The sequence below is a fragment of the Photobacterium damselae genome (genome assembly GCF_003026815.1).
Lineage (GTDB): Bacteria > Pseudomonadota > Gammaproteobacteria > Enterobacterales > Vibrionaceae > Photobacterium > Photobacterium damselae.
The window spans coordinates 1-23,906 of record NZ_PYOG01000013.1; the positions used below are offsets into that span (position 1 = coordinate 1).

At 35.2% G+C, this 23,906-nt stretch carries 24 protein-coding genes; 19 read left to right on the plus strand and 5 right to left on the minus strand.

Annotated elements, in window-relative coordinates:
- Positions 1–224: 224 nt before the first annotated feature.
- Positions 225–1,427 carry an enoyl-ACP reductase FabV gene (gene fabV / locus CTN07_RS12540; protein ID WP_005306254.1) on the minus strand — a complete coding sequence of 401 codons (1,203 nt, stop codon included), beginning with the start codon at positions 1,425–1,427 and terminating at the stop codon, positions 225–227.
- A gap of 303 nt (positions 1,428–1,730) precedes the next feature.
- Between fabV and CTN07_RS12545 the strand changes: the two genes are divergently transcribed.
- The gene (locus CTN07_RS12545) at positions 1,731–2,924 is read left to right on the plus strand and encodes an acetate/propionate family kinase (RefSeq protein ID WP_005306251.1); all 1,194 of its coding nucleotides are present in this window, start codon (positions 1,731–1,733) and stop codon (positions 2,922–2,924) included.
- A gap of 633 nt (positions 2,925–3,557) precedes the next feature.
- On the opposite strand, the gene CTN07_RS12550 is transcribed toward CTN07_RS12545, so the two are convergent.
- The 3 genes from CTN07_RS12550 to CTN07_RS12560 form a co-directional block, all read right to left on the minus strand.
- Positions 3,558–4,730: an EAL domain-containing response regulator gene (locus CTN07_RS12550; RefSeq protein WP_005306248.1), complete on the minus strand. Its 1,173-nt coding sequence runs from the start codon at positions 4,728–4,730 to the stop codon at positions 3,558–3,560.
- A gap of 202 nt (positions 4,731–4,932) precedes the next feature.
- A complete protein-coding gene (locus tag CTN07_RS12555) occupies positions 4,933–5,949 on the minus strand; it encodes a helix-turn-helix domain-containing protein (protein ID WP_005306246.1) in 1,017 nt (338 codons plus the stop codon).
- A gap of 147 nt (positions 5,950–6,096) precedes the next feature.
- Positions 6,097–6,924: a DUF723 domain-containing protein gene (locus tag CTN07_RS12560; RefSeq protein WP_005306243.1), complete on the minus strand. Its 828-nt coding sequence runs from the start codon at positions 6,922–6,924 to the stop codon at positions 6,097–6,099.
- A gap of 497 nt (positions 6,925–7,421) precedes the next feature.
- Here CTN07_RS12560 and CTN07_RS12570 point away from each other — a divergent pair, with 497 nt between their 5' ends.
- Genes CTN07_RS12570 through CTN07_RS12610 form a run of 9 tightly spaced genes read left to right on the plus strand, consistent with a single transcriptional unit; the run spans position 7,422 to position 14,279 of the window.
- Positions 7,422–7,817: a hypothetical protein gene (locus CTN07_RS12570; RefSeq protein WP_036765879.1), complete on the plus strand. Its 396-nt coding sequence runs from the start codon at positions 7,422–7,424 to the stop codon at positions 7,815–7,817.
- A gap of 1 nt (position 7,818) precedes the next feature.
- On the plus strand, positions 7,819–8,586 hold the full coding sequence (atpB, locus tag CTN07_RS12575; RefSeq protein WP_005306240.1) for a F0F1 ATP synthase subunit A: 768 nt from the start codon (positions 7,819–7,821) through the stop codon (positions 8,584–8,586).
- A 47-nt stretch (positions 8,587–8,633) separates the two neighbouring features.
- On the plus strand, positions 8,634–8,870 hold the full coding sequence (gene atpE / locus CTN07_RS12580; RefSeq protein ID WP_005306237.1) for a F0F1 ATP synthase subunit C: 237 nt from the start codon (positions 8,634–8,636) through the stop codon (positions 8,868–8,870).
- Between the two features lie 48 nt (positions 8,871–8,918).
- On the plus strand, positions 8,919–9,389 hold the full coding sequence (gene atpF / locus CTN07_RS12585; RefSeq protein WP_036765878.1) for a F0F1 ATP synthase subunit B: 471 nt from the start codon (positions 8,919–8,921) through the stop codon (positions 9,387–9,389).
- 14 nt (positions 9,390–9,403) lie between these two features.
- The gene (locus CTN07_RS12590; protein ID WP_005306231.1) at positions 9,404–9,952 is read left to right on the plus strand and encodes a F0F1 ATP synthase subunit delta; all 549 of its coding nucleotides are present in this window, start codon (positions 9,404–9,406) and stop codon (positions 9,950–9,952) included.
- 12 nt (positions 9,953–9,964) lie between these two features.
- A complete protein-coding gene (gene atpA / locus CTN07_RS12595; RefSeq protein WP_036765877.1) occupies positions 9,965–11,506 on the plus strand; it encodes a F0F1 ATP synthase subunit alpha in 1,542 nt (513 codons plus the stop codon).
- Between the two features lie 43 nt (positions 11,507–11,549).
- On the plus strand, positions 11,550–12,422 hold the full coding sequence (atpG, locus tag CTN07_RS12600; protein ID WP_005306225.1) for a F0F1 ATP synthase subunit gamma: 873 nt from the start codon (positions 11,550–11,552) through the stop codon (positions 12,420–12,422).
- A 20-nt stretch (positions 12,423–12,442) separates the two neighbouring features.
- Positions 12,443–13,828: a F0F1 ATP synthase subunit beta gene (gene atpD, locus CTN07_RS12605; protein WP_036765875.1), complete on the plus strand. Its 1,386-nt coding sequence runs from the start codon at positions 12,443–12,445 to the stop codon at positions 13,826–13,828.
- 10 nt (positions 13,829–13,838) lie between these two features.
- Positions 13,839–14,279 (plus strand): F0F1 ATP synthase subunit epsilon, encoded by a 441-nt coding sequence (locus CTN07_RS12610; protein WP_036765874.1) that lies wholly within the window; start codon positions 13,839–13,841, stop codon positions 14,277–14,279.
- Positions 14,280–14,690: 411 nt separating this feature from the next.
- Here CTN07_RS12610 and sodC read toward each other — a convergent pair whose 3' ends face one another.
- Positions 14,691–15,206, minus strand: coding sequence for a superoxide dismutase family protein (gene sodC / locus CTN07_RS12615; RefSeq protein ID WP_005306216.1), 516 nt, complete (start codon positions 15,204–15,206; stop codon positions 14,691–14,693).
- Positions 15,207–15,533: 327 nt separating this feature from the next.
- On the opposite strand from sodC, the gene CTN07_RS22790 reads away from it, so the two are divergent.
- The 9 genes from CTN07_RS22790 to CTN07_RS12655 all read left to right on the plus strand — a co-directional run bounded on the left by CTN07_RS22790 (position 15,534) and on the right by CTN07_RS12655 (position 23,890).
- Positions 15,534–15,701 carry a hypothetical protein gene (locus tag CTN07_RS22790; RefSeq protein ID WP_155763176.1) on the plus strand — a complete coding sequence of 56 codons (168 nt, stop codon included), beginning with the start codon at positions 15,534–15,536 and terminating at the stop codon, positions 15,699–15,701.
- A 157-nt stretch (positions 15,702–15,858) separates the two neighbouring features.
- Entirely contained in the window at positions 15,859–16,686 is an 828-nt protein-coding gene (locus CTN07_RS12620) for a ricin-type beta-trefoil lectin domain protein (RefSeq protein WP_005306213.1), read from the plus strand.
- A 218-nt stretch (positions 16,687–16,904) separates the two neighbouring features.
- The gene (locus CTN07_RS12625) at positions 16,905–17,420 is read left to right on the plus strand and encodes a hypothetical protein (protein WP_005306211.1); all 516 of its coding nucleotides are present in this window, start codon (positions 16,905–16,907) and stop codon (positions 17,418–17,420) included.
- A gap of 55 nt (positions 17,421–17,475) precedes the next feature.
- Positions 17,476–17,970, plus strand: coding sequence for a hypothetical protein (locus tag CTN07_RS12630; protein WP_036765873.1), 495 nt, complete (start codon positions 17,476–17,478; stop codon positions 17,968–17,970).
- A gap of 26 nt (positions 17,971–17,996) precedes the next feature.
- Positions 17,997–18,974, plus strand: a complete 978-nt coding sequence (locus CTN07_RS12635; protein WP_146154888.1) for a TcfC E-set like domain-containing protein — start codon at positions 17,997–17,999, stop codon at positions 18,972–18,974.
- A gap of 141 nt (positions 18,975–19,115) precedes the next feature.
- Positions 19,116–20,735: a CS1-pili formation C-terminal domain-containing protein gene (locus CTN07_RS12640; RefSeq protein WP_036765870.1), complete on the plus strand. Its 1,620-nt coding sequence runs from the start codon at positions 19,116–19,118 to the stop codon at positions 20,733–20,735.
- Positions 20,736–20,744: 9 nt separating this feature from the next.
- The gene (locus CTN07_RS12645; RefSeq protein ID WP_005306208.1) at positions 20,745–21,461 is read left to right on the plus strand and encodes a hypothetical protein; all 717 of its coding nucleotides are present in this window, start codon (positions 20,745–20,747) and stop codon (positions 21,459–21,461) included.
- Positions 21,427–22,545, plus strand: coding sequence for a hypothetical protein (locus tag CTN07_RS12650; protein ID WP_005306205.1), 1,119 nt, complete (start codon positions 21,427–21,429; stop codon positions 22,543–22,545). The genes CTN07_RS12645 and CTN07_RS12650 overlap by 35 nt, the downstream gene beginning before the upstream one ends.
- 7 nt (positions 22,546–22,552) lie before the next feature.
- Positions 22,553–23,890 (plus strand): hypothetical protein, encoded by a 1,338-nt coding sequence (locus CTN07_RS12655; protein WP_005306203.1) that lies wholly within the window; start codon positions 22,553–22,555, stop codon positions 23,888–23,890.
- The last annotated feature ends 16 nt before the right edge of the window (positions 23,891–23,906 follow it).

The following is a 23,906-nucleotide window of genomic DNA, read 5'->3' on the forward strand; positions in this document are numbered from 1 at the left end:
GTCACCTTGGTTAACATTTTTCGGAAGTCATCAAGATCAGATTCTGTCTTAATTGACTTTGCGGCTTCACGAGCAAAAGCTTCGAGTGCTTTCTTATCCATATTGTCCATCCTTAACCTTTAAGGTTTAAGTTTAGACAGTTACACAGAATTCAGGACACTCTCAGTTTTTGATTTTGCGATTAAACCAACCTCATTATGATTGAGGTTGGTTTAATCGAATTATTATGGCTTTAGTTTAAGTAATTCTGCCACATCGACCGATTGTTCATAATTAATATTAGGTACTTCAAATCCATTAAGTTGCATAAACTCTTGTCGATATTGTTGATAGTCACTTATGTCTTTAAAGTTATCGGGTGTGATTTTTTTTATAAGCTCTGCCGTTTGTTGTTGAACTTCTGGTCGTAATTCCCAATCATCCAGACGAATTAAACCATTTGCATCCGACTGTATTTCATCTTTGTTTGTCGATAACTTCTCTTTAAACAGACGCTGCATTTGTTTTAAGCACCCTTCATGAAGACCCTGTTGTTTCATCACTTGGTATAAAGCCAACATATAAGGTGAAAAAGTAGGAATAAATGCGCTCGCTTTGGTAACTAAGGCCTTACAGACAACAACATGAGCACTTCCTTGAATCGGTGCTAACTGCTGATTGAGTGTCGTGACACTTTGATGTAAATGCTCTTTTGCAGCACCTAATGTTCCGCGATGATATATATTGTGAGTTAGAGGAGAACCTATATAGGAAAATGCCAAGGTTTGGCATCCTGATGCAAGTAAATCTTTTGACTGTAGAAAATCAACCCATTCTTGCCAGTCTTCACCCCCCATGACTTTAACGGTATCTTCTATTTCTTTGGTTGTTGCTGGTGGAATGTCGACCAAGTCTAATGTTTCATGTTCTAAGTTAAGGTTATAGCCTGTTTGAACTTCTTTTATCGGTTTGATAGTAGAGCGCCACAGCGTTCCATCAATAGGGTTGGGCCTTGCTCCCGTTGCTAATGAGTAGATAACGAGATCAACTTTACCATTAAACTTTTGTTGAATAGCTTCGGCCACTTGTTGTCGTGTTGATTTTGCAAAGGCATCACCCACAATATTGATTGCTTGATAGCCATGACGCTCAGCTTCTTGCTTAAAGTAAATATTGTTATACCACCCAGCTGTACCTATGTTTTTATCGGATGGTCCTCGCTCATATGAGACACCAAGAGTATTGGCTTGGCCTCCTCCAAACGTTAAACATATCCGCGCAGCAAGACCAAATCCTGATGAAGCGCCGAGAATCAGAACATTTTGCTTATTTCTCGATGCTCCAAGTGAATTTTTAATGGTTTTAACTTGCTGTTTAATCATTTCATGGCAACCTAAGGGATGACACGAACGGGCGACATTAGAATCAATGATTGGCGTAATGATCATAGATAAGTCCTTTTTTTTTGTGTTACAAATAACAATGTATTCCATTTATTTTCAACAAAAGTTGAGTGTTTGCTGAATTTTTAAACTGATGAAATCGATTTCTTGATAAAAATTTGATCTAAACCAGTTAAATTCCAATTTTTTAATATTTTTTAAAACAAAAGTTGAGACTTTCAAAAAAAATTGAGTAAGATGGTCGTTAGAAAGCGATAACTTAGTGAATAATGCTCCACATATTTTGCTGAGTGATAATAAATGGGAACTTTGTATCCTTTTAGTCCTTGAAACGTTGATGAGATAACCATGAGCAACTCTTTAGTTCTAGTAATCAATTCTGGTAGTTCTTCACTTAAATTTGCCCTAATCGACACTGTTACCGGTGATGCGATGTTAAATGGTCTTGGTGAGTGTTTCTTCTTACCTGAGGCAGTAGTTAGCTGGAAAGTTAACGGTGAAAAACACGAGTACAAACTCAGTGGCCTAGAAAACCACCACCAGCAAGCGATTGATCGTATCGTTGCTCTGGTTGACGAATTAGGTCTGAAAGAAGACATCGTAGCTATTGGTCACCGTGTTGTTCATGGTGGAACTAAGTTCTCACATACCGTGAAAGTTGATGAGCAAGTTATGGCGGATATCGAAGCGTTGAGCGATTTAGCTCCTCTTCATAACCCAGCTCACGTTATTGGTATGCGTGCTGCAGCTAAAGCTTTCCCTACGCTATCTCAATACGCTGTGTTTGATACTGCTTTCCATCAAACTATGCCAGAAAAAGCGTTTACTTACGCAATTTCTAAAGAAGTTAGTAAAGAATATGACATTCGTCGTTATGGCGCACATGGTACAAGCCACTATTATGTAACTCGTGAAGCTGCAAAAGTGGTTAATAAACCAGTAGAAGCATCAAGCTTTATTTCTGTTCACCTAGGTAATGGTGCATCAGTTTGTGTGGTTAAGAACGGCGAAAGTATTGATACCTCAATGGGCTTTACACCACTTGCTGGCCTTATGATGGGCACTCGTTGTGGTGATATCGACCCAAGTGTTCTTGAGTACCTTCTTAAGAAAGGTTGGACTCCTGAGCAACTTCACGATCTTCTAGTTAAGAAGTCTGGCTTCCTTGGTATTTCTGGCATTACAAGTGACTGCCGTGGAATCATTGAAGCAATGGAGCAAGGTAACCACGATGCTAAGCTTGCATTTGAGGTGTTTACTTACCGTGCCGCGAAATACATCGCATCTTACATGGTAGCTCTAGATGAACTTGACGGTATTATCTTCACAGGTGGTATTGGCGAAAACTCAATGCCTGTTCGTAGCGAGATCCTTCGTTTATTGAAGATCTTTGGCTACCGTGAAGATGAACAAGCAAACGCAGATGCACGCTTTGGTAATTCAGGCGTGATCACGCAAGCAAATACTCCTCTTGCAATGGTAATTCCAACCAACGAAGAATGGGTAATTGCGAACGAGTCTATGGCGCTACTACACGCTTAATAGACTAATATCTCGCTTGGAACACGAGATATTGTACGGAACGGGAAAACGGCTCTGAGATCACTCAGAGCCGTTTTTCGTTATATGAGGTAAATTTTATTCTTGCTTACTCTTAATTGTTTATATTTGTAATAATGCAGATGCGGATATAAACAATCATCATATTTCAAGTGGTTGTATATTAAGAATTAAATTTTACTATCTCTATTTTGGAATTTAGATCACTTAAAAAATATTAGAAAAATTTGCAAAAAAGCCAAACAGAGACCATATTAAATATAAGCCTACTAACTGTTATCCATTATGCGAAGGTTTAGGAGGAATCAAGCAAGAATTCTTTCAATCTAGTTAGGCTGACGTTGCTGTCTCCAGACAAGATGCAGCAAAGACAATTTGGAATAGCTTCAACTAAGCCGTTGCTTAGAAATTAGATACTTAACAATTTGGTTTAGTACAAAGATATTTGATACTTCTTCACCAAAAACTATCTGGGCAGTCTAAGAATACGTTTGGCTCCCACGGCATACTCAACGTAATGAGTGGTGAAGGTACACATGCTTGCAAGCAAAAAACACAAAGGCCATACATATTGTTTGTATGGCCTTTTCTTGTTGAACGTTACCTAGAAGTTACTTAAACAACACTTTGAGTTAATTCGTTGGAGAGATGAAGATAGAGTTGCTCTAATGCCATCGGTTTACCTAATAAGTAGCCCTGACAGAAATCCACATTAAATTCGCGTAATTTCCCAAAAGTACGTTGTGTTTCAACGCCTTCTGCAACAACATTCAAATCAAGACTGTGCGCAAGCTGAATTGTATGCTGAATGATACTCTCTATTGATTCATTAATTTCAATTTGATCAATAAAACTTTTGTCTAGCTTCAATTCTGTAAAGGGTAAAGATGCTAGCTTTGAGAGTGACGAGTAACCAGTACCAAAGTCATCAATTGATAAACCAAAACCATTGAGCCTGAGTCGAGATATATTCTCTAATACGGTTTGGTTTTCAACAAATACAATCCCTTCTGTAAGCTCAATACAAACTTTATGATGTGGTAGGTTAAATTGTTTACAGGTTGCAATTAACCAATCACAAATAGGCTCTTCACTTAGGGTTTTTTGCGATACATTTATTGATATTTTGCCAATTTCTGGTATTGAGCTGAGGTCTTGAATTGCGTTAAAGGCTGTTAAATAAAATATATCACTGATTAATAAGCTAGTTTCCGCTTCTTCAATAAAATAATAAGGGGAAAGTAAACCATATTCTGGATGTTGCCAACGAACTAATACTTCAACACCATATAGCTTTTGGCTACGAGTTTCATAAATAGGTTGATAGAAATTAATTAACTCATGATTTTTAATACCATTAGCAATATCTCGTTGTGAGATAGAAATAGGCTCTTTTTTTTCTATATGAGATTGATGAGGACCCGGTGCAAAGATGGCATTGATGATTTTTTTTTCTGTTATGGGTTTTTGGATAAACTCTCCAATAAAGACAGAAAGAAAATCATTCATTCTCTGAATGGTTGATGATATTTTAGAATCTAAAGCTGAAATAAAATTGATTTGTCCTTCAAATCCAATCGCAACTAATTTATTGAGAAAAGAGACAGAATCGATTGAGGTTAATTCTATATCACATAAAATAATATCAATAGCTTGAGATTGGCAAATACTAAGTCCGGTTTGAATCGAGTCTGATGAATAGATTGATTCAAATCCAATACGCTCGAGCATATGTTTGAGCATATTGGCCTGAAAATGATTGTTTTCAATGATAAGTATATTTTTCATATGAACACATGCATAAAAATTATTGAACAGAGTTCACATTCTAGCGGCGTCTAAAGGTAAGAAAATAGCAGATGAAAAAGCAAAAGAATGAAGGTGCTATATATACCCAAGTAACCTAGCATCTTGAAGTCACTTGGGTATAGATATCTAATGATAGCTGAGTGATCCTCGATAACTGTTGAAGATCACTCTATATATTGTATTAGTTGATTAAATAAGGGTGATTGGATAGTTGCGATGGGCATACTCCTGTCCAGCGTTTAAATGCGCGAGAAAAAGTACTTAAGTCGGAAAACCCTAAGCGCGAAGCAACTTCTGTCATGCTGATATTACTGTTTTCTAGCCAAACTAACGCTTTTTCAAGTTTATATTTTTCTAGTACGCCTCGGTAACTTGTTTCCACTTCAGCTAATCGTCTATTTAACGTCCTAAAGCTAATATTCATCACTTTTGCAATATGCTCACCTGAGGCTTCATAAAGCGAAGGGAGTGTGTCTAGCGTGCTGTAAACTTGCTGGGTTATGTTCGTTTTCTTTAATCCAGCAAGTTCGGTATCAAGTAGTTGCCCCATTTGCTGATAAATAGCATTGTTTGCATAAGAGCTACCAACATCTAGCTGCTGCTTTTTAATAACAAGACGATGAATAGGGTAGCCTTCATGAATTCGGCAATGAGCATATTTTTCTGTTTGTTTCTTTATATCTAAAGAGCTCTGCCATTTTGGAATAAATAAGTCAAAATCAATGTTTGTACTCGCATTGGCATCCAGCATCGAGATAAAAGCGGATATGACCAACATTGTTTCATTATGACTCATGTCAGATTCTTTGCTGCTGGTTTCATGGTTGATAAACCAAATATCAATAACATCATTTTTTGTTTCATGGAACAAGCAGCGGATAGGAAGCCCTAATAGTGGACTATAGTGACAAGCATCTTTTATTGCGGTTAACAGCGTAGGTGCTGTCCAGATTCTTAAACTATACTCACCGAAAGAAAGTGGGCTAATTTGATTGGTTAGGTCAAATGGAAACTCATTTAATGATTGAGTCAGAGCCTTCTGGCGATAGAAAGTACGAAACTGATGAACATCCCACTCTTCTGAATGCGTGGCACTATTAGTCACTAGAGTTGTTTGTTCACTATCACTGAGCAGAGCAATCCATCCAGTATGAATAAGCGGGCTGTTTTTTGATGAGGTATGACACTTAAGCTCCATTGTCTATACTCTTTCCGAATTTTGATACTTTTTTATACCATGCTCAATGCAATATGTAGCATGTGAAATATTATCTTGCATTATAAGTCAGTCATTTTAAAACGTAGCTCAACAGCCCAATCATATACTGGGCATTGAGTAAATTTGTTATAACAATGAAATGGATGCTGAATAATGTTTTGATTTACAATGACTTCGTCTAGTCGAGCATTTTTTCTCGGCTGCACATTTTGGGCAACCGTTGCCAGATAAGTGATTGGAGGGCAATTGTTCAAATTTGCCATGTTGAGCGCAAATAATAACGCCTTTCGTTCTTACATTAGTATAAATAAACTGACTATAATCATAGAGCTTTCCATGCACCTGCTGAGCTTCTTTGATAAATTGCGCTGTTGTTTTTTTACGCCCATTTTTTGCACATTGAGGACAACCCACTCCTCTTAAATGCGCATCCGCTCTTTGTTCAAAATCACCATGTTCGGGGCACGTAATAATTCCTTTTTCTAAAGCTCCTGAGTAAATAAAGTGGCCGTAGCTATATTTGTTTTGATGGGTTTCATTTGCTTTTTCGATAAACATGGATTGGGATTTTGGATAAGACTTTGAACATTTTGGGCAACCTTTACCTGAAAGATGTGCGTTTGGTCGTTGTTCAAATTCGCCATGTTGAGGACAAATAATAGTACTTTTATTTAATGAACCTAAGTATTCAAATTTTGAATAATCGTATTTTGTACCATGAATTTTACGAGCATTAATAACAAACTCTTCTTTTGTTTTCTTTTCTTTTCCTGCACATTTTGGACAACCTCGCCCTGCTAAGTGTGCGTCTGGACGTTGTTCAAAATCACCATGAACAGGACAAGTAATCATACTTTTTGTTTTTGCATTTACATAAATGAAGTGGTTGTAAATGTATTTACCGTTGTGGACGATAGTTGCTTTTTCAACAAACTGCTCTTGTGTTTTCTTCATGGCTTTTCATCATATTTAATATGAACTTATTATATTAAGTTACGAAATAATCTAATATTTATGTATGTGGCTCTCCACAAATATTACCAACTTACAAATCGAGTTTTCATTAAAAGTTGATTAAGAATACTTATGCCTATTTATGTTTATTATGGTCGTATTTAATGAAAAAACATGCAATATACAAAAATGAAAATCATTGATTGCAAAATTTTTTGTGGCTTCAATAGATATCCTATCGTAGATTTTTTAGGCCGATATAATCCCGTGATATATCTTGATGTTATATTTGATGTTTATTTAATAGCCTGCTTGCTTATGCATACTATTAACATAACAAAAAATGTAATCGTGATTTTTGTTGGATTAAGAAAAGTTAAAAAAATTAAATAACGATTCATATTGAATTTATTGTTATAACGGGTTAACAATAAAAAGGACGCTAAGCTTTGACTAGAAAAGGAGTAACTATATTTTTATTGTAGAGTGATTCTTATATGGATAAAACGTATCAGCAGGATATTCTGTCTGCTTCTAAGTTTATAATCTTTGGTAAAATAATTACGAGTCTAGTCTTAATTGTTGGTTTAATTTCTTTTGGCTTGTCTAAAGAAATTTACTCTTTATGTCTGGGGGGTGCGATTGCCATTATACCGAATGCATTAGGTATTTGGTTTGCATCAGTAAAAGCTCGTATCAATCCTAATGTAGATATTAAAGTGTTAGCTCGAACAGTTGAAATGACACAATGGGTTTATACCGCATTATTTGTCTTAGTTACTGTTAAATTTTTATCATTTAATAGTAATGTTTTACTGTTGTCTTACAGTTTTACATTCTTAGGTTGTTTTATTGCTCCAATGTTGAATAAACCTCAAATTAGGATGACGTAAGGTGGATACTGTAACTACCGCTCATGATTATATTGAGCACCATATGACATTCTTAACTGTTGGTAAGGGGTTTTGGAGTATAAACCTTGATTCTATGCTAATGGTTTGGGTGTTAGGTTTACTGTTCATTGGCTTATTTCGATATGTTGTAACTCGAGGCACCAGTGGTGTTCCTGGTCGTTTACAGTGTTTTGTTGAGGTAACATTTGAATTTGTAAACAATTTAGTTAAAGAAATCTTTAAGACCGATGATAAGTTAATTGGACCATTATCATTAACTATTTTTGTCTGGGTTTTCTTAATGAATACAATCGATCTACTTCCTGTCGATTTTATTCCTCACGTTATGGGCCTTTTAGGCTTTGGACATTTTAGAGATTTACCTTCAGCCGATGTTAACGTACCAATGTCAATGGCGATAGGTGTCTTTATTCTTATTATTGGATATACATTTAAGAACAAAGGATTTGTCGGTTTTATTAAAGAGTTAACTACTCAACCGTTTGAAAATCCATTGTTATATCCGGTGAACTTTGTTTTGGAGTTAGTGACATTAATTTCAAAACCAATTTCTCTCGGTTTACGACTATTTGGCAATATGTATGCAGGTGAGATGATCTTTATTCTTATTGCATTAATGCCATGGTGGATGCAATGGGCTTTAAGTGTACCTTGGGCTCTATTCCATATTCTAATTGTGTTCTTACAGGCATTTATATTTATGGTGCTAACAATTGTTTATTTAGCAATGGCAGTAGAAGAACATTAATTAAATCAGTTTTATATATTAGTTGTTTAAAAATTTTGGAGTTATTTATGGATATCGTAAGTGCAGTTCTTTATGTTGCAGGTGCACTGCTAATTGGTTTAGGGGCTGCTGGTGCTGCAACAGGTATCGGTAACTTGGCAGGTAAATATTTAGAAGGTGTTGCTCGTCAGCCTGATTTAACTCCAATGCTTCGTACTCAATTCTTTATTATGATGGGTTTAGTTGATGCGGTACCAATGATCGGTGTAGGTATTGGTCTATATATTATCTTCGCAGTAGCGTAATTACGCAGAGTTTTATTCGTTATTTAATAGCGTATCAAGTGAGGATGTATGAACTTAAATGCAACCATGCTTGGTCAGGCAATTTCCTTTGTGATTTTTGTATGGCTATGCATGAAATATATTTGGCCACCATTGACCGAATTATTAGATAAGCGTCAACGAGAAATTGCAGAAGGCTTAATTCATTCTGAAAATGCAGCGAAAGAATTAGAACTTGCTCGTGCTAATGGCGACAAGCTTCTAAATGATGCAAAAAAAAGTGCGAGTGAATTAGTTGAACAAGGAAATAAACGTCGTTCACAAATTATTGATGATGCAAAAGCAGAAGCAGAAGCAGAGAAAGCTCGAATTATTGCTCAAGGCCAAGCAGAGTTAGAAAGTGAACGTAACCGTATTCGACAAGAATTACGTCGTGAAATGTCAGACCTTGTCATTGAAACTGCAGAGAAACTGATTAATCAAAATTTAGATTCGGCAGCGAACCGCGAATTGGTCAACAAACTTATTAAAGATATTTAGTTAGGGAGTGTGTGATGTCAGATCCTCAAACAATCGCTCATCCTTATGCTAAAGCTGCTTTCGAGTTTGCCAAAGAACAGCAAGCTTTAGAGCAATGGGCGCAGATGTTGACGATTGTCTCCGATGTAGTAACACAACCTGTGATATCTGAGCAGCTAGAAGATCTTGAGCAATTGGGTAATGAGCAGAGAGAACAGTTTGTCGACATGTTCTTGGCGATTTGTGATGGGTTATTAGATGAGCACGTTAAAAACCTAATTCGTGTAATGGCAGAAAATAGTCGATTGGCTGTGTTATCTAGTGTTACCGAGTTGTTTTTAGAGTTAAAAGCCGACTATGAGCGAACTGTCCAAGCTCATGTGGTTAGTGCTGATGAATTAACTGCAGATCAGAAAGTTAATTTGATTGCTGCTCTTGAGAAAAAACTCGATCGACATGTTGAGTTAGATTGCCAAATAGATAAATCGCTTGTTGGGGGCATGTTAATTCATGCTGGTGAGTTGGTCATAGATGGAACGTTGAAAACCTCAATGGATCGCTTAGCGTCTCGTTTACAAGCGTAATAGGTAGTATGTATGCAACTGAATTCAAATGAAATTAGCGATCTTATAAAGCAAAGAATCGCAGACTTCAATGTGGCGACTCAAGCTCGCAATGAAGGAACTATCGTTTCTGTTAGTGACGGTATTATTACTATTAACGGTCTTGCTGATGTTATGCAAGGTGAAATGATTGAGTTACCTGATAATCGTTTTGCTTTAGCATTAAACCTAGAGCGTCACTCAGTGGGTGCTGTTGTGATGGGACCTTATGCAGACCTTGCTGAAGGGATGAAAGTTAAGGGTACTGGCCGTATTTTAGAAGTACCTGTTGGTAAAGGTCTATTAGGCCGTGTAGTTAATACTCTTGGCCAACCTATTGATGGTAAAGGGCCTCTCGAACACGATGGATTTTCGCCAGTTGAAGTAATTGCTCCGGGTGTTATTGACCGTAAATCTGTAGATCAGCCGATTCAGACTGGCTATAAAGCGGTAGACTCTATGGTTCCTATTGGTCGAGGTCAACGTGAGTTGATTATCGGTGACCGCCAAACAGGTAAAACCGCAATGGCTATTGATGCCATTATCAATCAAAGAGACACCGGTATTTATTCTATTTACGTAGCTATTGGTCAAAAAGCCTCAACCATTGCAAACGTTGTGCGTAAATTAGAAGAAAATGGCGCACTACAAAATACTATAGTCGTTGTAGCATCAGCGTCAGAAGCGGCGGCACTGCAATATTTAGCACCATATTCTGGTTGTGCAATGGGTGAGTACTTCCGTGATCGCGGTGAAGATGCTCTTATTATCTATGATGATTTGTCTAAACAAGCCGTTGCTTATCGTCAAATATCTCTACTTCTTAAACGCCCACCAGGTCGAGAAGCATTCCCTGGTGATGTTTTCTACTTACATTCTCGTTTACTAGAACGTGCTGCTCGCGTAAATAGCGATTATGTAGAACGTTTTACTAAGGGTGAAGTAAAAGGCCAAACAGGGTCACTAACAGCTCTTCCTATTATTGAAACTCAAGCTGGTGACGTTTCAGCATTTGTTCCAACTAACGTAATTTCGATTACTGATGGTCAGATTTTCCTACAGACTCACTTATTTAATGCGGGTTTAAGACCTGCGGTTGACCCAGGTATCTCGGTCTCTCGTGTTGGTGGCGCTGCTCAAACTAAGATCATTAAAAAGTTATCTGGTGGTATTCGTACCGCTCTTGCTCAGTATCGTGAATTAGCTGCGTTTGCTCAGTTTTCATCAGACCTTGATGATGCAACTCGTAAGCAGTTGGATCACGGTGAAAAAGTAACTGAACTCATGAAGCAAAAGCAATATTCACCAATGTCGGTAGCACTTCAAGCTCTTGCGGTTTTCTCTGCAGAAAAAGGTTATCTAAATGATGTACCTCTAGCAAAAATTGGTGAATTCGAAGCTGAGCTTATTGCTTTTGCTAAGAGTGCTTACAGTGAGTTGTTAGATCGTATTAATCAAACTGGCGACTATAACGATGAAATTGAAGCGAGCCTTCATGAGTTACTAAAAGCATTTGTACAAACACAGTCGTATTAAGACTTTTTCAACATGTTGTTATGAATGTGGATAGGAGCTAACGATGGCAAACGCAAAAGAGATACGTACTAAGATTGCGAGCGTACAAAATACGCAGAAAATCACCAGTGCGATGCAGATGGTTGCCGCAAGTAAGATGCGTAAAGTAGAAGAAAACATGGCGTTGACTCGTCCTTATGCTGCCAATATGCGTAAGGTAATCAGTCATGTTGCTTCTGGCTCTCTAGAGTATCAGCATCCCTATCTTGAAGAACGTGAAGTTAAACGTGTTGCTTACATTATTATTTCCTCCGACAGGGGGTTATGTGGTGGCTTAAACAACAACCTATTTAAAAAGGCGCTAGCAGATATGCGCCAATGGCAAGAAAGTGGTGTCGAGGTGGATACAACTTTAATAGGTTCAAAAGCAATTTCGTTTTTTCACCGTTTTGGCAATGTTATCGCACAAACATCAGGCTTAGGGGATAAGCCAAAACTGGAAGATATTCTTGGTCCTGTTAATGCGATGCTTGAGCATTTTGATCAGGGAAAAATTGATCGTTTGTTTTTAGTGTTTAATGAATTTGTAAATACTATGGTTCAAAAACCACAAATAGTTCAATTACTTCCTAGTCCTGAGATTGAAAAAGAAGCAAATGATGAAATATCTGCTTCTAGTCGCTGGGACTATATTTATGAACCCGATCCTAAACAAATCCTCAACGAATTGATGCTCCGTTACATTGAGTCTCAGGTTTATCAAGGCACCGTTGAGAGTATTGCTTGTGAACAGGCAGCGCGAATGGTTGCTATGAAAGCAGCTACCGATAATGCAGGCCAGCTAATTAATGACTTGCAACTTATGTATAACAAAGCGCGTCAAGCTGCGATCACTCAAGAATTAAGTGAAATCGTAGCAGGGGCACAAGCTGTTTAACCGAATTCAGAGGATAGAGAATGAGTACTGGCAAAATAGTCAAAGTCATCGGTGCTGTCGTTGACGTTGAGTTTGACCAAAATAGTGTGCCTCGAGTCTACGATGCACTAACTGTTTTAGGCACTGAACATGCATCCTTAGTGCTGGAAGTACAACAACAAATTGGTAGTGGTGTTGTTCGGTGTATTGCAATGGGGTCATCAGACGGTTTACGTCGAGGATTAGTCGTAGAAAATACACAAAATCCAATTTCAGTTCCCGTTGGTAAAGAAACGCTTGGTCGAATCATGAACGTGCTTGGCGAACCTATTGATGAGTGCGGTGAAATAGGTGAAGAGACTCGGTATGCGATTCACCGTTCTGCGCCATCTTATGAGGAGCAAGCAAATTCAACCGCTCTACTTGAAACGGGCGTTAAAGTTATTGACCTTATTTGCCCATTTGCAAAAGGCGGTAAAATCGGTTTATTTGGTGGTGCCGGTGTTGGTAAAACCGTAAACATGATGGAACTTATCAACAACATTGCAAAAGCACACTCAGGTTTATCCGTATTTACCGGTGTGGGTGAACGTACTCGTGAAGGTAATGACTTTTATTACGAGATGAAAGAAGCTGGTGTTCTCGATAAGGTGTCCATGGTTTATGGTCAGATGAACGAGCCACCGGGTAACCGTCTTCGTGTTGCTCTAACTGGTTTAACTATTGCAGAGCGCTTCCGTGATGAAGGCCGTGATGTACTTCTGTTTATCGATAACATTTATCGTTATACCTTAGCGGGTACCGAAGTATCAGCCTTACTTGGTCGTATGCCATCTGCGGTAGGTTATCAGCCAACCTTAGCTGAAGAAATGGGTGTACTCCAAGAGCGCATTACTTCAACTAAGAAAGGCTCTATTACCTCTATTCAAGCCGTATATGTTCCTGCTGATGACTTAACTGACCCATCACCAGCGACAACATTTGCTCACTTGGATGCAACCGTTGTATTGTCTCGTAACATCGCAGCACTTGGTCTATATCCAGCCATTGATCCATTAGATTCAACGTCTCGACAACTTGATCCATTAGTGGTTGGTACAGAGCACTACGAAGTGGCTCGTGGTGTACAGACAGTATTACAACGCTATAAAGAGCTAAAAGATATTATTGCGATTCTTGGTATGGATGAATTATCTGAAGAAGATAAACAAACTGTATCTCGTGCGCGTAAAATTGAGCGTTTCTTAACACAGCCTTACCATGTAGCAGAAGTCTTTACCGGCCAGCCAGGTATTTTTGTTTCACTTAAAGATACGATTTCTGGATTTAAAGGACTGTTAAGTGGTGAATACGACGATATTCCTGAGCAAGCATTCTTGTATTGTGGCGGCATCGACGAAGTGATCGAAAAAGCGAAATCAATGTAAGGGGTAAAGTATGGCTATTGGTGTTTCAGAAAATACCTTTCAACTGAGTATTGTCAGTGCTGAAGGTCCTCTATTTTCAGGCCCGGCTCATGCTCTAGCTGTATCTGGAATTGATGGAGAGTTGGGTATTCGACCTGGACATTCTCCATTACTAACAAAACTAAAACCTGGTGTTGCAAGTTTTGTCGTTGACCTTCAGTTGCCAGAAGAAGTGCTTTATATTTCAGGCGGTATTGTTGAGGTTCAACCCAGTATTGTAACTGTGTTAGCAGATACGGCAATGCATGGTAAAGACATTGATAAAGCAAGAGCGGATGAAGCTCGCCGAGCAGCGGAAGAGAACATCAATAAGCATGCTGATGATGTTAACTTTGCTCAAGCTCAAATGGAGCTCGCGAAAGCTATGGCGCAACTTCGAGCGGTGGAATTAACCCAGCAAGTGCGTCGTTAAACGAATAATCATTTTAATAAATTACTATCTCCATTTGCCTCGATATGTAGCGATATCGAGGCTTTTTTCTATCTGAGGAAAAACGATTACTGGAACCAACAACATGGTGTTTCATTGGTTTGTCCATAGAAGTTTAGTTTTGCTTAACTTTGTTTGATAAAAACTGACTATGATAAAGCCATAAAAAGCGTAATCTGAAGCTACATACTCAGATTATTTGAGTATAAATAGATTTGTATAAGGCAAAGGAAGGTAAGTATTATGTCTTTTTCAAAAATTTATATCTTTTGGTTTATGTTTGCCACTGTTTTATGGATAGGTTTTCCATTGCTTGCGGTTACGTCAGGGATTTAAAAAAACGCTAGATTGAGTGCTCAATCTAGCGTTTTTATCAATATATTTGGCTAGTTATTATTTTACTACGCCACATGCCATTCGAGCCCCGCCACCACCAAGTGGCTTTGGCATATCAGAGTAATTATCACCGCCAGCATGAATCATAATGGCGTGGCCCTTTAACTCTTTTAAAGTTAGGCGAGGGGCTAAAACGGGATTCGTTGCTAGGCCATTGGCACTAACAAATAGAGCGGGTAGGTCGCCTTTATGATTGTCTGTACTCCAAGGATATCCATGCTTACCTGTTTTCTCTGGGTCGTAATGTCCGCCTGCTGCTCCACCTAAAATTGTCTTCCCATCTTTTTCGATAGAGCCACAGCTGCCATTTTGATGAACGTGGAAACCATGCATTCCCGGTGTTAGATCGGCAAGGTCTGGAGTAAACACGACACCATATTCATTTTGTGAGAGAGTAATATGACCTACCGTTTTACCTGTTTGTAAATCAGTCATGTTAACGACAAGGTCTTGAGCAAAAACTTGTTGAGATAGGGCTAGTGTTAACGCTCCTAGTAATACTTTTTTATACATATCTATAGTTCCTTTAGATGACGAATAAGCTTTCTTATCCTTAATTAGAATAATCATAAAACAAAAAAAAGATAACGAAATTTTCCGTATTGATTTATCGATTAATTAGAAAACATAAATCCTGTCAATAATGTTTTTGAACGTTGTTTGAAATTTATTGCCTCAAGAAGAACTCGGAAATATCCTAAGTTATTAAAAAACAAGGGAGTCTCTTTGCGGTTATGGTCACAATTATCATCTTACGAATTTGACAATTTGAAATGCTATTTTCTTTACGTTTGACTATGACAAAATGGTTTCATAATAAATTTTGCGGAGTAAAGTCACATGTCAAAAAAATGGGAACTGTTGGATCAACGAGTGCAACGAACGTTTGATCGGGCTGTAAAAAAGAAAGGTAAATTATCATTAGCAACAATTGTTGAGTCTCAGTATTATTTCCCTCGAAAGTATTCTATTGAACCGTTGGTGCAGGAAATAAAAAAGATTGCATAGGAATCATAAAATTAAAAAGGCACCAATATGAAGTTGTTGGTGCCTTTTTTATTTAGCAATTATTATATTATATAGTGTTTTTTTGCTATTCAAATTGCTATTAAATATAACTACACTGAAGATTGAAAGTAAATGAAGTCAACAGTTAGGTGTTAATATGATAAAAAATATAATATTAGTCTCATGTGTTATGATGAGTGCCAATGCAATGGCAGGTTTAAGTGAGTATGCTTCAAATTTAGACAAAACAACATTTAAATTTAAAGTTGGTAAAGAAAATAAACCAGGTAAATTTAATTGTGTAACAATTGCTGGCGGTTCAGAACTCGGTAATCCATATTTTAATGGTCAAGATGTTGTCGCTCATAAATGCAGCGAAGAAGAGAAGGACACCCAATTTTATTCATATATTAATGGTGAGATAAAGGCTGTTATTAATACATTTCCAAGCACGTATGTTTCTCATGATTATTGTATTGATGTTGATAATGGAATTGACGTACCAGGAAATAAAGTACAACTCTTTGAATGTAATGGATCTAAGGCACAAAAATTCACACCATACACTACCAATAAAGATCAAGTTGTATTTAAAACTAATGCAAAGAATTGTCTAAGTATTAGTGAAAATGGTGCTGAAGTAAGAGCTTGTGATTTAGAAGATAACACTCAATTATTTGATGCTGTAAACCCTAAAAAAATGATAAGAGTCGATTTTTATGATGGAGCAGGATTCAATATGTTAGGTCGAGTAGAAGATAAAGGTCTAAGAACATTCTACTCTCCTAAAAAGATGATGCTAGGGCAAGATAGAACGGTATATATGCCTGGAACCTCGAAAACAGTTAAAATATCTGGTATTGGGCTTTATGCTGGAGCTAGTACATATAGTAAATGGGTTGATACTAAACCTGGCGAACACTTCCGTTTACAAAGTTGGGGAACATTATTTAATCCACAGTATGAAGTTAGCAAGATTCTTTAAATAAGTAAGTAAAATTCTTAAATGATAAAAAGAGTAGCATTGGCTGCTCTTTTTTATATCTATAATAATTTTATTAAATATTATAAGGCATATTTAATATTCGATTGATTTTATATGCTATTAATTGTTCGGTGTTTTATATCTATTATACATCACATCAAGACAAAGCATCTTGGTAATAAATTTTAAGTAAAATACGTAAAGTAAAGGAAATTAAAATGAAAAAGACAATGACAACTCTAGCAATCGCAGGCCTATGTGCAATGTCAGCTGGCGCATTTGCAGCAACAGATTCGGCTAATGCAGTAGTTACTTGGAAGGGTACTGTACCTGGCGTTCTACCTGGTAACACTATTACAGTTACTGGTTTGGGTGGTGGTGATATTCCTGCTGGTCAACTTAATGTTTTAGAGGATGGTACATTCGCATCTGCAGAGTCTGTTATTCTAGAATCACGTTCGTACGATGAGACTAAACCAGAATCTGAGCGAACTGGTGATCTAATTCAGGCAACATGGAAACTAAAAGCTGTTTCTGTATCACCTGCATCTTATCATAAAGAAGACGTAAAAGTATCATTTAATAATAGCGAGATTGCAGTGGGTACTGATTTAGGCGATTTGACTGACACGATTTCTGTAGATGTTCGAAATGATGTTGCAAACGATCAAGTTACACCAAGTCAATCTGTTCAAGTTACAACAATTGCAGTGGCTTCTGTTGAAGTTGCGTAATTTCAAATAAAATTAATTTTGGGGAGGAGATAACTCCCCCCTTTTTGGATCTGCTATGAAAAAACTGTGTTTATATATAATGTTATTAGCATTTTCTGTAAATGGATTTACAAAAATGCTCTCTCATGTTTTCGATGTTTCTACTATTATAGATACCAGTTTATTTTATGATGATCATCTCGTTATAACTGGTAAGGATGCAAGTCTTTTAATTGATGATGGAGATTTATTTATTAATGATGATGGAGTATTTAAATCATCTCCAATTATTTTAGAAGCTCATATGAGTTCTGAAGGTATTATTGATATTGAAAAATATACAGGAGAAACATATTGGAGCTTAAAAAACATAGAAACATATATTGATCTTGAAAAAAAAGATTTATCATTAGATATTACAATCGATAATAAAGAATTTAAATTGAATGATAAATATAAAGATATAGATAGTACTGTTTTACTACTCGTTGCAAATAACGAAAAACTTGATGTCCATGCTGAACAAAATATAACAATTAATCTTACTGTATTTTTAGAGCCAGTCCTTTAAAATAGAACCATGAAGGGTTATTAATCGTGACTTATAAAAGAAAAATATTAGCCATGTCAATTGCTGCATTAGTTTCTAATTCGGCGTTTAGTATTCCTCATGGTTTTGAAGAACTATATAAAGAAAATGCAGGTAAAATAAAATTTATTATTAATGATGATTATGTCATAGAGTTAAATGCTAAATATAGCGATGAAAGCGTGTCTTTAGAACCAACAGAAATTAAAAGCTTAGAAAATAATTTAAAAGAAACTTATGTAAATTCTGATGGCATAAAAAAGATTGTTAATGATTTATCTCGAGGTGTTAAATCTTCATTAAGTTGTAAAGGAAAAAGAGACATATGTATACCTAATTTCAGTGAGGGTATCTCATATATAATCATTAAAAATCAAAAAATTGTTAGAGTCTTAACACCTCCAACATACTTAAATAGTCAAAAAATTCAAAAAAAATATGTTCCAATTACAAATAAAAATAAAGCATTAGTATCAAAACATAATCTAAGTTTTGATATGTATGATGATACAGATTCAACATATTATTATCGTAATACTTCTTTTTTAGGGTTGGGACCTGGTTATATATCAGGTGATTTTGATCTAAGTGAAAAATCAGATGATGATGATTTAGAGCTAAACGAGTTAGCGTATAATTTCTTGAGTGAGTCAACTCGTGTAAGATTTGGCTATTTATCTGATTTTGTTAATCAAGATTGGAACAGTACTAGCTTGCTAGATACAAATGCGAGTAAAAACTTCTTTGGTTTAACAATTGGTTCAACCAAACAACTTGAGTTTGAAAATAAAGATACATCACAAAGAATATTTTTTAATTCACCATCTAGCGGAAGATTATTTGTTTATAGAAATAATAAGCCAATTTTACAAAAAAATGTAAATTCAGGCCAGAATTATTTACGATTATCTGAGTTACCTCAAGGTATCTATGATATTGAGCTTGTGATCAAAAATGGTGAACGTACGGTCTTCAAAGAAAATTGAACGATATATAACAAATCTAAATATAATCTCAATAAAGGAGAAGTTGATTATTCCGTTTCTGTAGGTAACTACGAGAAGAATGATGTTTATGATAATCTAGATTATGGCAGAAACGATCAAGTTGAGTATGAAGATCGTGCAATGATTAATGGAAAAATTACGTATAAATTGAATGAAAGTATTATTGTTGGTGCAGAAGCTGCAATATTAGAATCCGATTCTTTTTATAAGGCCGGTATTGATTATCAGATAACAAATGACTTGAATATAAATTCAGTAATAAACCTATTCTCTAATGGTAGTAACTATTATCAAATAAACGCTATTTATAAAAATTTAGCTGTTCAATTTAATGACTACGATGATAGTCACGATTTGAATGAAGAACCTAAGATAGATAACTATTTTTATGGGATCGGTGATAATCAAGAACTAGCTATTTCATATAACCAAGAAATATTATCAGGTAACGCATATATAAGTTATATCAATCAAAGATCAGAAAAAAATAATTACTATAGTGATTATGATATTTATAATATTGGTTACTCAAGATTGATATTTACAGATAGTAATTTATCTATTAACTTTTCTAAAGTGAATAGTAAATCAAACTTTATTCGAGATGATAGCTGGGTGATATCAGTTGGTTTGGATATTCCAATTGGAAACTTTGACTCCGTTAGGTATTCTGGCGACTTTGATGACTCTTCACAATCAAATCGTATTGCATATAATCATCATGTGGAATTGATGGATAATGTCGATGGAAGTGTTGAAGCTGGAATAAGATATGATAGTGGAGATTATTCTGATAAAGATCTTGTCTCTGATGCATCTATATCTCTAAATAATAATAACTATTACTATAATAGTAGCCTCTATGGATATGCTGATTCTGAAGGTTATGCATCATTATCGATGAATTTAAGTACAAATACAGTAATAACATCTGATAATATTTTTGCTACGTCTCATAGTTCAGAATCTTATTTATCATTAAATAATCATTCATATATTGATACTGAAAAAGATGATGTTTTTTCTTCTGTTGCTAATATTAAAATGAACAATGAGCTATCAAAACGTATTCATATTAATGAAAGGTCTGAACTTGTTCCTATTGATAATTATAAAGAATATCAGGTATCTATCGATACAGAGGCTAGTGATTTTTATAATCAAGGAGATGACTTTATAAAAGCAACAACCGCACCAGGGACTGTAATAGATATGGATCTTCGCTTATATAATGTGGATTCTTATATTTCTATTTTTAATGACTTAAGTGGTTCACCTGTATCAAATATTAAATGTATAGGTGATGGTTGTTACGGTGTTCAAGAAATACAAGATGGCGTCTATAAAATTAGAGTTGCTAAAGGCCAACCATTTAAGTTAGTAACAAATAATGAAAGGTGCTTTATTCCTAGTTCTGATTCTATTGAAAGTAATAATTTAGGTGAGAATTTTTGTATGCCGACGACTGAAAATATTGATGGTATACAAATGGCTAAAATTAATGATAAGTATTATTATTATGTTGGATTATATAATGATAAAGACATATTTATGAATACGGCAAATACATTATCCAGTAATTTCAATGAGAAGTTTGTATTTAAGAACGCTGGTAATAAAACAATGGTTTTCTTTAGTTCAGATAATAAACTTTCTAAATTAGATAAAGAAAATATTAATACTCTTCAAAGTTATGCTTTAGATGATACTAAAGCGAAATCTGACTATGTAAAATTATAATGGGGTTATATGAATCTAAATAAATTTTTGTTGACTATTGGATTAGCTTCGATATCAATTTCAGTTCAAGCATTTTATGTTGATAGTATGGTTAAGTTTCCGCAAAACAATAGTGGGAATGGTATATTTACGGTAACGAGTGATTTGACTAGAACTGAATTTATAAATATTGAAATTAGTAAAGTTCTTGCTAACGAAAATAAGATAGAAAAAATACCTTATACCAGAGAAAATTTTCCTCTGTGGGATTTAGCTACTTCTCCAGGAAAACTGGTTCTCCATCCTGGCGAGGCAAAAGATATTGCTGTTAAATTTTTATGTCAAAAAAATTGTAGAAATGAAAATTCAGATTTAGTTTATCAAGTTAATTTTATACCTGTTAATGATCCAAATAAAAAAAATAAGAAACAAAAAGTTAATATGTTATTTGGTATGGCTCCATATTATATTATACCTGCTAAAAATCCAAAATATGATTATTCATACAGCTTTTCCAAGGGAAATAACGAATTAACTATTAAAAATAGTGGTAATAGTTATTTAAATTTCAATGTGGATAATTGTAAAGATAAAAATATTCCAGAAGGAAAAGATTGTTCTGTTAACTACCATTTAATAGCCAATAGAGAAAGAAAAATACAAATACCAGAACATTTAATTAGTCATAGTACAATATTAAGAGTTGCAAATCATGATGAATCATTTCTTAAGAAAAACCATCTATAATATCTTTTTTGTTGTAGTGTTAATTAGTTCTTTTTCCGGTTACTCTATGACTATTAATGGTACGATAAAAGATGGAGCCATGAGGTGGAATAATGCTATTCGAGTTGATGGTTTTTTATCGATGTCTAACTGGCAAATAATATCAGGATTACAACCAACAGAAGAGTGGAAACCTGGCGGTTTAATGTCAGTTACTGGGATCAAAGATAGTAATTTAATCTTATCAAATGGAAGTAAGGAAATTACTATACCTTTCGATATCTCAGGAGTTCAATATGGCCTTGGTGATAGTGGCGGAAAATTTGATATAGTGAGTTCTGGTAGTGCATCTTTTTCGGCATGTGATACTAGAAGTATATCTTCTGCTAAAGCTAGTATTATAGGGAAAAAGTGTGCATCAAAAGAATCATATAAAGGTAAAAATGGTTTACAGTTTACACCATTTCATTTTGCTAGACCGCTAATTTCATTAAAAGATTCTGATATTATTGATCAGTTTAATGATCCATCACTGACTAAAGGGATCTATAAAGGAACGGTCAATATTATCCCAATGTATGTATTTAAATCTCCGACAGGTACTTGGACTTACCGAACCACAACGCCTATAGCTATTGATATAGCTATTAAATATAGTGGTAGTCAAATGTTTAATGTTGAAGTCATTGGCGATGGAATTATTACTCCTAGATATAATAGAGAACAAAAAACTGTTACAGGTTTTACCGATTTTCAGGTTAAATTTAATGGTGTTTTTCCTAAAGGTACTAGAATTAATATGAGATTCTTAGAGCCGGAAGCTGGAATTTATAATTTAAAAGCTACTGACTCTTCAATTTCTGAAGATAAAAATAAAATACCTTATGGAATTTATTGCCATGGTAAGTCTTGTCACGATAAAGAAATTGTAGATTATCATGGGCAAATGATTTTAGATGATAAGAAAAGTTATTTAGAATCTACAGATGATAGTAAAGAAATTTCTTTTAGATTTCTTGTGGGCTATAAAGATATTCCAATGAATAAAGTTGATACTGGAAAATATCAAGATAGTTTTACTGTTATGTTTGAATCTGAAATGTAGAGGGAATATGAACAAGATAAATATAATTGCAGTTGCCTGTATTATCTCTTCATTATTAAGTGGTTGTGATGGAGATAACGATAACTCGTCAGTTGTAAAAAGCGCAGATAAACCTATTATCACTGATATCTTTGATAAAATTGAGTATAATAATGATGAGATATATCATATCGATTTATCTCATTCGGTAGTCGATCCTGCTGGTTTTCCTCTGTATTTAGAATCAATAAATTCATCATCTGAAGATTGCTCTATTATCTCTTTTGATAAAGATTCATTGTCGCTTGAATTAACGACAAATGGTAAAACAGCATGTAATCTTGATTATACGGTGAGAAATATACCCATTAGTAGTGATATTCAATCATCATCAGGAAATGGTAATCAATATCTTTTAATTTCAGATTCAAACGATGATATAGATTTATTAGCTATTAGTTTGACAACTACAATAAATACAGATCCTATCGAGATTGATCTAAAAAAAGAATTAGCTGATCGATATCCTGATGGTTTTGTAATTCTAAGTGCTAGTAATAACGGTGAAGGACATATAGATGATATCGATAAAGAGTCATCTATAATAACATTCTCAAGCTCAATTGTTGGCAGGAATCGCATTTATTATTCTCTTACTGATGGCAAGACAATTACTCCGGGTTTCATTGATATTGCAGTGTCAGATATCGGAATAGAGCAGCCAGAAGCAGATAACTTTATTGCAGAGGCTGTAGTTACGCCTGGTGAAGAAAATAATATTAATATTCAGGGGCATTTTGATGATAAAGGGCAAAAACTACAATTAGCTGATGTATCAGCATTTAACGCTGATGTATCTATTATCAATCAATATGAATTTAGTTTTGTATCTGAACAACCTGGAATTCATTATGTAACTTATTATGTGACTAACGAACTTGGAGGATTAGCTGTAGGGATTATTCAGGTTAATGTTGGTGGTGCTCCTTACCAGGATATTACGATAGATATTGATGGTATAGATACAACTTTTGTTGCGCCAAAAGAAATAAATTCTCTATCTGAAGACGAAAAAAAAAGTGTTGTTGCTAAATATAAAGAAACTGGGGAATTTGGTCCGAAAGGTGTAATAATGCCATTATTTGATGTTACTGGGTCTGTCCAAGTATGTAATAAAATGCGATCTTTTGTTCCTAGTATAGATGAGTTAAAAAAACTTTATAATAATGCTGAAGAAAACCTATTTGAACAATATTATTGGCCAATCACTAAGAAATATATAACCAGTGAAGGTTTTCTTTTTGATTTTAAAACTGGTGAAGTGACTTATTCAGATGGAATTGGTTATCTCACATGTTTAAAATAATAAATAGGTGATTTAA

Bases quoted from the DNA above. Each gene is read 5' to 3' on its own strand.
- fabV (WP_005306254.1), bottom strand. From the start codon at position 1,427: ATGATCATTACGCCAATCATTGATTCTAATGTCGCCCGTTCGTGTCAT.
- CTN07_RS12545 (WP_005306251.1), top strand. From the start codon at position 1,731: ATGAGCAACTCTTTAGTTCTAGTAATCAATTCTGGTAGTTCTTCACTT.
- CTN07_RS12550 (WP_005306248.1), bottom strand. From the start codon at position 4,730: ATGAAAAATATACTTATCATTGAAAACAATCATTTTCAGGCCAATATG.
- CTN07_RS12555 (WP_005306246.1), bottom strand. From the start codon at position 5,949: ATGGAGCTTAAGTGTCATACCTCATCAAAAAACAGCCCGCTTATTCAT.
- CTN07_RS12560 (WP_005306243.1), bottom strand. From the start codon at position 6,924: ATGAAGAAAACACAAGAGCAGTTTGTTGAAAAAGCAACTATCGTCCAC.
- CTN07_RS12570 (WP_036765879.1), top strand. From the start codon at position 7,422: ATGGATAAAACGTATCAGCAGGATATTCTGTCTGCTTCTAAGTTTATA.
- atpE (WP_005306237.1), top strand. From the start codon at position 8,634: ATGGATATCGTAAGTGCAGTTCTTTATGTTGCAGGTGCACTGCTAATT.
- atpF (WP_036765878.1), top strand. From the start codon at position 8,919: ATGAACTTAAATGCAACCATGCTTGGTCAGGCAATTTCCTTTGTGATT.
- CTN07_RS12590 (WP_005306231.1), top strand. From the start codon at position 9,404: ATGTCAGATCCTCAAACAATCGCTCATCCTTATGCTAAAGCTGCTTTC.
- atpA (WP_036765877.1), top strand. From the start codon at position 9,965: ATGCAACTGAATTCAAATGAAATTAGCGATCTTATAAAGCAAAGAATC.
- atpG (WP_005306225.1), top strand. From the start codon at position 11,550: ATGGCAAACGCAAAAGAGATACGTACTAAGATTGCGAGCGTACAAAAT.
- atpD (WP_036765875.1), top strand. From the start codon at position 12,443: ATGAGTACTGGCAAAATAGTCAAAGTCATCGGTGCTGTCGTTGACGTT.
- CTN07_RS12610 (WP_036765874.1), top strand. From the start codon at position 13,839: ATGGCTATTGGTGTTTCAGAAAATACCTTTCAACTGAGTATTGTCAGT.
- sodC (WP_005306216.1), bottom strand. From the start codon at position 15,206: ATGTATAAAAAAGTATTACTAGGAGCGTTAACACTAGCCCTATCTCAA.
- CTN07_RS22790 (WP_155763176.1), top strand. From the start codon at position 15,534: ATGTCAAAAAAATGGGAACTGTTGGATCAACGAGTGCAACGAACGTTT.
- CTN07_RS12620 (WP_005306213.1), top strand. From the start codon at position 15,859: ATGATAAAAAATATAATATTAGTCTCATGTGTTATGATGAGTGCCAAT.
- CTN07_RS12625 (WP_005306211.1), top strand. From the start codon at position 16,905: ATGAAAAAGACAATGACAACTCTAGCAATCGCAGGCCTATGTGCAATG.
- CTN07_RS12630 (WP_036765873.1), top strand. From the start codon at position 17,476: ATGAAAAAACTGTGTTTATATATAATGTTATTAGCATTTTCTGTAAAT.
- CTN07_RS12640 (WP_036765870.1), top strand. From the start codon at position 19,116: ATGATTAATGGAAAAATTACGTATAAATTGAATGAAAGTATTATTGTT.
- CTN07_RS12645 (WP_005306208.1), top strand. From the start codon at position 20,745: ATGAATCTAAATAAATTTTTGTTGACTATTGGATTAGCTTCGATATCA.
- CTN07_RS12650 (WP_005306205.1), top strand. From the start codon at position 21,427: ATGATGAATCATTTCTTAAGAAAAACCATCTATAATATCTTTTTTGTT.
- CTN07_RS12655 (WP_005306203.1), top strand. From the start codon at position 22,553: ATGAACAAGATAAATATAATTGCAGTTGCCTGTATTATCTCTTCATTA.